The sequence below is a fragment of the Gordonia sp. UBA7860 genome, from assembly GCF_002500165.1.
Lineage (GTDB): Bacteria > Actinomycetota > Actinomycetes > Mycobacteriales > Mycobacteriaceae > Gordonia > Gordonia sputi.
In genome coordinates this window covers 21,436-28,403 of record NZ_DLSO01000097.1, presented here as the reverse complement: position 1 = coordinate 28,403, position 6,968 = coordinate 21,436, and the positions used below count along the sequence as shown (strand labels likewise).

The following is a 6,968-nucleotide window of genomic DNA, read 5'->3' as shown; positions in this document are numbered from 1 at the left end:
TACGGGGGTTTGAGCAGACTCGTCGTTGCGGTGGAGACCTCCCAGAAGATCGCCCAGAGTGCGGCGCCGAGTAGCCACGCGGCGCCGTGCGAGAGTCGGCGTGAGGCGCGTGCACCGAGGGCTCCTGGTCGGGTACTGACGGTCCACGTCGCAGCGGCGACGGCCGCGATGACGAGTCCGACGACGGCGACGAAGGTCGACGACTGGTCGATCAGTGTGATGTCGCGCTGGGAGAGTCGGGGACTGTGCGGAGCGAACGCCACGATTGCGGCGAAAGCGATCCACGCGAGAATCCCGGAGGCGATGAGCAGTGGATCGACTCGAACCGGGTGTGTGACCTTGTCGAGTGCGGCGTGGATGCGGGCGGCGCCCTGCACCGTCGGGCGCTCGGCGGCGTTGTGTACGTGGCCGGTGGTGTCAGGAGTCTCGTGACTCCGCAGACCGGGTTCTGTGCGCGGCACGTCGCGGTTGGTTGTGGTGGTCACCGATCGCTCCGTCAGAAGTTGAGACCGAGGTCGACGAAGACCTGGTCGGCGAGTGCTTTGGAGTTGGTCTCCTTAGGTAGGAATCCGGTGTTGATGAACTTGGCGATGCCGGGTTCGAGCTGTTCCTGCAGGTTGCGGGGTGAGGGGTCGAAGGTCAGCGTGCGCAGCACCGGCAGGATGTTCTCGGGCTTGTCGGGAACGTAGTTTCGCGTGGACTCGATGTGCGCGGTCTCCTCGAGATTCGAGCCCACCCACCTCGACCCCTGCGCCCACGCGTTGACCAGCTTGCTCGCCGTCACCGGGTCCTCCGCCACGAAGTCGTTGTTGAGCGCGACGGCGCAGCACGGATACGCGGAGTTGCGGCTGATGGTGTCGTTGTTGGACAGCTCTTTTGCCCACCCGTCGTGCACGCCCTGGATGATCGGAAGGAACCCGCCCGCGGTGGCGATCGCGTCGACCTTGCCGTCCTGCAGGGCCTTGGGTAGCAGATCTTGTTGGATCACAACCCATTCCACTTCTTTCGCCGCGGGGCTCGAGTTGATTCCGGCGTCGAGCAGATCGAGCGAGAAGAAGTTGGTGGCCGACCCCTGGAGGTCGCTCACGCCGATCTTCTTGCCACGCAAAGCCGCGACCGTCGGGATCGAATTGTCGTTGCGCGCATAGAGATCGAGGCATCCGTGATGCAGACCGCCCGAGAGCTTCACCGGGGTGCCGTTGTAGATGGGTCCGAGGAAGTTGAAGAAGATGCCGTTTGTCGCAATGTATTTGCCCGAGCCGACGGCGGCGGGCAGGTCTTCGTCGTCGCCCGCCTTCTTGAGCACGACGTCGAGGCCTGCGTTCTTGAAGAACCCCTTCTCGTAGGCGATGACGAGCGGGGCGTCGCACACACCGCTCGGGGAGGTGAGTGTCAGTTGCTTACCTGCCCACGACTTGGTGACGGTCAGTCCGTCGGCAGGCTTGTCGGCGTTGGCGTCGCTGCGCAGCAACCCCCAGGCGCCGAGGCCACCTGCGGCGACGAGTCCCGCTCCGACCGCGCCGAAGGCGAGGAGTCGACGACGCGACACTGTTGTGCGGCTGTCGATGTCGACGTTCGCGTCGACCAACTCGGGGTTGTCGGCTGTTGGGTTGTTCGCGGGCGTCGCGTCAGTGGGCGCATCGTCGGACATGGGTGGACCTCCGGGTTGTGTGGACTGTGGGCTGTGGACAGTGGGCGGTGAAGCAGAGCAGTGGAGCGCAACTCGCTCAGGTGGTTTCCGTCACCAGTCCGGCGACGGTGATGTCGGGTGTTGCGGCAACAATGTCGGCGGCCGTGGCGATGCCGACCGCATAGCCGTTCTCGACGAGGACGACGAGGGAATGGCCGTCACTTCCGGAGCGGCCGGCGCCGAGACGCGCGGCGACGTCGACGATCGGCTCGTCGATTCCCGCCAGATGTGTTGGGGGAAGCAGGTACTCGCACAGATGTGCGTCGTCGTCGGCGTCGACGAGTGTCGACGCGTCGACCGAGCCGACGATCTCGGCCGCGACCACCTGATCGCCTGCGCGCGGCAGATGTACCGGTAGGGACGGAATGTCGGCGAGTAGCGCGCGCGCCTGCGCGACGGTGGCATTCGACGGGAGTCCTGGATACGCCCGCCTCAGGCGTCGCACGGCTGGCTGCTCGCTCGAGTTCGCCACACCGAATCCCCAACGGCTGACCCAGGTGTCGTTGAAATACTTCGAGAGGTAGTTGCGTCCGGAGTCGGGGATGAGGACGACCACGACGTCGTCGGGACGCAGCGACGTCGCCACCCGTAGCGCGCCCGCGACAGCGAGCGCACCCGAACCGCCGACGAGTAGCCCCTCATGACGGAGGAGTTCTCGCGCGGTGTCGATGGCTTCACGGTCGGTGATCGGCACGAACTCGTCGACGACGTCGGGGTGAAACGACTCGGGCCAGACGTCGTCCACTGTGTCGGGGTGGCGGTAGTGGCCGACGGACTCGATGTAGAAGGCTCGACCTTCGCCCCCGCTGTAGGTGGAACCCAGCGGGTCGGGCGCGATCACGCGGACCGCGCCGTCGGAAACGTGCTTGAGGAACTCGCCGGTTCCGGTGATGGTGCCCCCGGTTCCGACGCCTGCGACGAAATGCGTGACGGCGCCGTCGGTTTGGCCCCAGATCTCAGGGCCCGTGGTCAGCGCGTGCGCGGCGGGGTTGGCGGGATTGTCGTACTGGCCGGCGAGCCACGCACCCGGCGTCGTCGACGCGATGTGCTCAGCGACTGATCGGACGTGCTCGGGATGTCCGATCGGCCGACCACCAGGTGTCACCACGACGCGTGCTCCGAGTCCGCGAAGAAGGCTGATCTTCTCGGCGCTGGTCTTATCGGGGACGACCACGATGATCGAGTACCCGCGCGCGGCGGCGATGATCGCAAGTCCCACTCCGGTATTGCCGGACGTACCCTCGACGATGACACCGTTCGGTTTGAGCTCGCCGGAGCGTTCGGCGGCGAGGACCATCTCGCGTGCTGCCCGATCCTTCACGCTGCCACCGGGATTGAGGTACTCGAGCTTGAGCAGAATGGTGGGAGCGACATTGCGTGCCAGAGCGTTCAGGCGCACGAGCGGTGTGTTGCCGATGGCATCACCGAATCGTAGACTCCGCCGCTGCCCGCCCGGTTCGTCGGCGAATCATCCTCGTGCAGAGCCGGTCTCGCCGCAGAGCTCACGAGCATCTCCCATCGGTCACATGTCCTGGCAGCCGCGCATCGTGGCTGCTGCCGACGTCATGTTTCCCGATCATCAAGCGCGCGAGAAGCTTTGGAATCGGAGCGGTTCTGGTGTTTCTCAGGGTGCGCGAAGAGCGGTCAGCGTCACCGTTCTGCGGTGGCGGAACCCGAGGGACTCGTAGAGTCGTATTGCGTTCTCGTTCAGTCCGTTGGCGCGGAGGAATGGCACGCGCCCGGCGTCGCGGACGCCCGCGGCGACCGCGAGGACCAGTGCGGAGGCGTATCCACGGTTGCGATGATCGGGGTGGACGCAGACCGCACTGATCTCCGACCATCCCGGTGGGCGGAGGCGTTCACCGGCCATGGCAACCAATGCGCCCTCGTGGCGGATGCCCACGTATCCGCCTAACTCGATGGTGCGTCGAAGGAAGGGTCCGGGCCGGGTCAGCTCGACCAGCGCGAGCATCTCGGGGACGTCGTCGAGTGTCAGCTTCTCGATCCGCGGCGATCCGGTGGAAAGCCGCAGGGTCGGGTCGACGTGTTCGCCGGTCATCTGGACGGCGACGTGGCGAGCGACGACCGAGAAACCTGCCTCGGGAGGCCGCGTGAGATCACGGAGGGTGAACTGGACTCCCTCGGGCACCAGCAGGGTGAGATCGTGCCAGTCCTCGGTCGTGATGTCGGGCGGATGGCCGATGAAGCCCGCCACCAGCGGGTGGTACCGCACGATGCGTCCGCTCCGGACCGCGAAGTGGCGATGGCCGTGGGCGAGTGACTGGTTGACGGCGTCGTCGAGGACTCGATCCGTGTCACGCGCGTCGGAAAAGATTGCTGTCATCACACCTCCCGGCAGTGGATGCAGAAGTAGACACCCGATTTACTAGACACCGGGGTGGCCGATGGTGGCAGTCTTAGGCTCACATCGATTTTCACTTTGCGGCGCGAGCGGCACGGTTTGTCTTTATGTGAATTCGACGATCCGGCGTTGATGAGCACCTTCAATCAGAGATTCGATATACTCATGTCGATTCGATAGCGATGTGTGCGCTGTGAGTTGTTGGGGCAACTCGGCGCACAGTCCGTCCGGGGGGATGAACCGTGCGGTCGGCAGTGTGGCGTGTGCGAACACGGCACGCTGGGCTGGTGCAGTGACGCTCATCACGGGCTGATTGCGCCAGCTGGGATAGCTGCCGGGGTTGTCGGATTTCAGCGATGACGAGGGAGGGGACGCCGGAATGGCGACAAAGAAGATAGTCAGGTTCGTCGACGATCTCGATGGTTCTGAATTGGACGAAGCGGTGACCGTGGTTTTCGGTCTCAACGGAAAACAGTACGAGTTCGACACCTCACCTGCGCATGCGAAGGAATTCGCACAATCGCTTCAGAAGTATCTTGCAATTTCTCGCGTTGCGGATGGTTCGGGCAACGGGCACCCGTCCAAGCGGGCGCACCCCAGGACGCAGGCGATCCGCGCCTGGGCACGCGAGAACGGTTACGAGATCAGCAACCGCGGCCGCATCTCGTCGGAGATCGTGTCGGCATTCGAGTGCGCGGTCTGAATTTGCGGCTCGTGTCGCATCGTCGGGACTAACGTGGGGGTCATGGCGACCGATAAGCAAATCCACGAACACATCAACGACCTCATCGCCGAGGAGCACGAACTTCGCGCCAAGGTGGGCCGCGGCGACATCACGCCCGACGAGGAGAACTCGCGCCTGTCGCAGGTCGAGGTGTCTCTCGATCAGGCCTGGGATCTCTTGCGGCAGCGTCAGGCCAAACGGGACGCAGGCCAGGACCCCGACGCCGCGGCAACCAGGCCGGCCGACATCGTCGAAAAGTACCTGGACTGAGCGACGAGAAGAGCGTTCGATGGCGAGCTACGACGACACGTTCGCGCGCAGCGTCGACGATAGGGAGAACTTCTGGCTGCAGGCCGCAGCCGACGTCGAATGGTCGGTTCCGCCGACCGTGGCACTCGACGATTCGGCAGCGCCGATCTACCGCTGGTTTCCCGACGGTCGACTGAACACCTGTTACAACGCGCTGGACCGGCACGTCGCCGCAGGACACGGTGACCGTCTCGCACTGATCTGGGACTCCGCGGTGGTCGACGAGATCCGCGAGTACACCTACGCCGAGCTGCTGGTGGAGGTCTCGCGATTCGCCGACGTGCTGCGCCGCCGGGGTGTCTCGCGCGGCGACCGGGTCATCATCTACATGCCGATGATCCCCGAGGCAGCGATCGCTATGCTCGCCTGCGCGCGGCTCGGCGCAGTGCATTCGGTGGTGTTCGGCGGCTTTGCCGCCCCCGAACTCGCCACACGCATCGACGACGCCGAGCCGGTTGCGATCGTGACCGCATCGGGCGGCCTCGAGCCGGGACGCAGCGTCGAGTATCTGCCGATGGTGGCAAGCGCCCTCGACCTCTCCGACAGCGCTGTCTCGACGGTCATCGTGAAGGATCGCCCACAGGTGGCGGGTTCCGCCGCCGACTATGACTCGTCGAGTGGTGAAGGGCGCGACTGGCTCGACTGGGATGCCGAGATGGAGACGGCCGGTCTCACCGAACCCGTCGACGTCGCGGCGACCGACCCGCTCTACATCCTCTACACGTCGGGCACCACGGGAAAGCCCAAAGGCGTTGTGCGCGACAACGGCGGGCACGCTGTCGCGCTGACCTGGTCGATGGCCAACATCTACGACATCGGTGCGGGCGACATCTGGTGGACGGCGTCGGACGTCGGGTGGGTTGTCGGCCACTCGTACATCGTCTACGCGCCGCTGCTCGTCGGCGCGACGACGGTGATGTACGAGGGCAAACCGGTTGGCACACCTGATGCGGGAGCCTTCTGGCGCGTCATCGCCGAGCATCGGGTCAAGGCGCTGTTCACCGCGCCGACCGCGATCCGGGCGATCCGCAAGACCGACCCGGACGCGAAACTTCTTGACCAGTACGACATCTCGTCACTTCGCGCGCTCTTCGTCGCCGGTGAGCGGCTCGACCCCGACACGCTCGCCTGGTCGTCGAACGTGCTCGGTGTGCCGGTGATCGACCATTGGTGGCAGACCGAGACCGGTTGGGCGATCGCGGCCAATCTGCGTGGGCTGCAACCGATGCCGGTCAAGGCGGGGTCGGCAACCGTCGCCGTCCCGGGCTTCGGAGTCGGTGTCGTCGACGCCGAGGGGAACGTCGTCGATGCGGGCGTCGAGGGCAATATCGTGATCGCACTGCCGTTGCCGCCGGGCACACTGACCGGACTGTGGGGCGACGAAGAGCGTTATCGGAGTTCGTATCTCAATGCCTTCCCCGGCTACTACCTGACCGGCGACTCCGGATACATCGACCATGACGGCTACATCTTCATCCTCGGACGATCCGACGACGTGATCAACGTCGCCGGGCATCGCTTGTCCACTGGCAGTATTGAAGCGGTTGTCGCGTCGCATCCCGCTGTCGCGGAATGCGCGGTAATCGGGATACATGACGAGCTCAAGGGGCAGCGTCCGAGCGGCTATGTGGTACTCAAGTCCGGTGTTGAGATCGAAACGGAGACGTTGCGGGCCGAGCTGATCGACATGGTGCGCAACGAGATCGGTGCTGTGGCCTCGTTCCGAGACGTGACCGTGGTGCCCGCATTACCGAAGACGCGCTCGGGCAAGATACTGCGCAAGACCATGCGTCAGATCGCCGACCACGAGCAGTACGCCGTGCCGTCGACTATCGAGGATCCCGACGTGCTCGCTCGCCTGGCCCTGCAACTCGGTGGCTGAG

The 6,968-nt window shown here is 65.0% G+C and carries 6 protein-coding genes and 1 pseudogene; 3 read left to right on the top strand and 4 right to left on the bottom strand.

What is annotated here, in order from left to right:
- The 4 genes and pseudogenes from B3T59_RS12590 to B3T59_RS12575 all read right to left on the bottom strand — a co-directional run.
- Positions 1 to 485, bottom strand: a pseudogene (locus B3T59_RS12590) (ABC transporter permease); the annotation flags it as partial.
- 11 nt (positions 486 to 496) lie between these two features.
- A complete protein-coding gene (locus B3T59_RS12585) occupies positions 497 to 1,651 on the bottom strand; it encodes an ABC transporter substrate-binding protein (RefSeq protein ID WP_287003632.1) in 1,155 nt (384 codons plus the stop codon).
- Positions 1,652 to 1,727: 76 nt separating this feature from the next.
- Positions 1,728 to 3,089, bottom strand: coding sequence for a PLP-dependent cysteine synthase family protein (locus tag B3T59_RS12580; protein ID WP_005203620.1), 1,362 nt, complete (start codon positions 3,087 to 3,089; stop codon positions 1,728 to 1,730).
- Positions 3,090 to 3,314: 225 nt separating this feature from the next.
- The gene (locus tag B3T59_RS12575; protein ID WP_005203618.1) at positions 3,315 to 4,034 is read right to left on the bottom strand and encodes a GNAT family N-acetyltransferase; all 720 of its coding nucleotides are present in this window, start codon (positions 4,032 to 4,034) and stop codon (positions 3,315 to 3,317) included.
- A 397-nt stretch (positions 4,035 to 4,431) separates the two neighbouring features.
- Here B3T59_RS12575 and B3T59_RS12570 point away from each other — a divergent pair, with 397 nt between their 5' ends.
- From B3T59_RS12570 to B3T59_RS12560, 3 genes are read left to right on the top strand one after another with little or no spacing between them, the layout of a single operon-like run.
- On the top strand, positions 4,432 to 4,755 hold the full coding sequence (locus B3T59_RS12570; protein ID WP_005203615.1) for a histone-like nucleoid-structuring protein Lsr2: 324 nt from the start codon (positions 4,432 to 4,434) through the stop codon (positions 4,753 to 4,755).
- A gap of 42 nt (positions 4,756 to 4,797) precedes the next feature.
- Complete coding sequence (locus B3T59_RS12565; protein ID WP_064865876.1) at positions 4,798 to 5,046, top strand: DUF2630 family protein; 249 nt, start codon at positions 4,798 to 4,800, stop codon at positions 5,044 to 5,046.
- Entirely contained in the window at positions 4,949 to 6,967 is a 2,019-nt protein-coding gene (locus B3T59_RS12560; RefSeq protein ID WP_267626650.1) for a propionyl-CoA synthetase, read from the top strand. Before B3T59_RS12565 ends, B3T59_RS12560 begins: the two co-directional genes overlap by 98 nt.
- The last annotated feature ends 1 nt before the right edge of the window (position 6,968 follow it).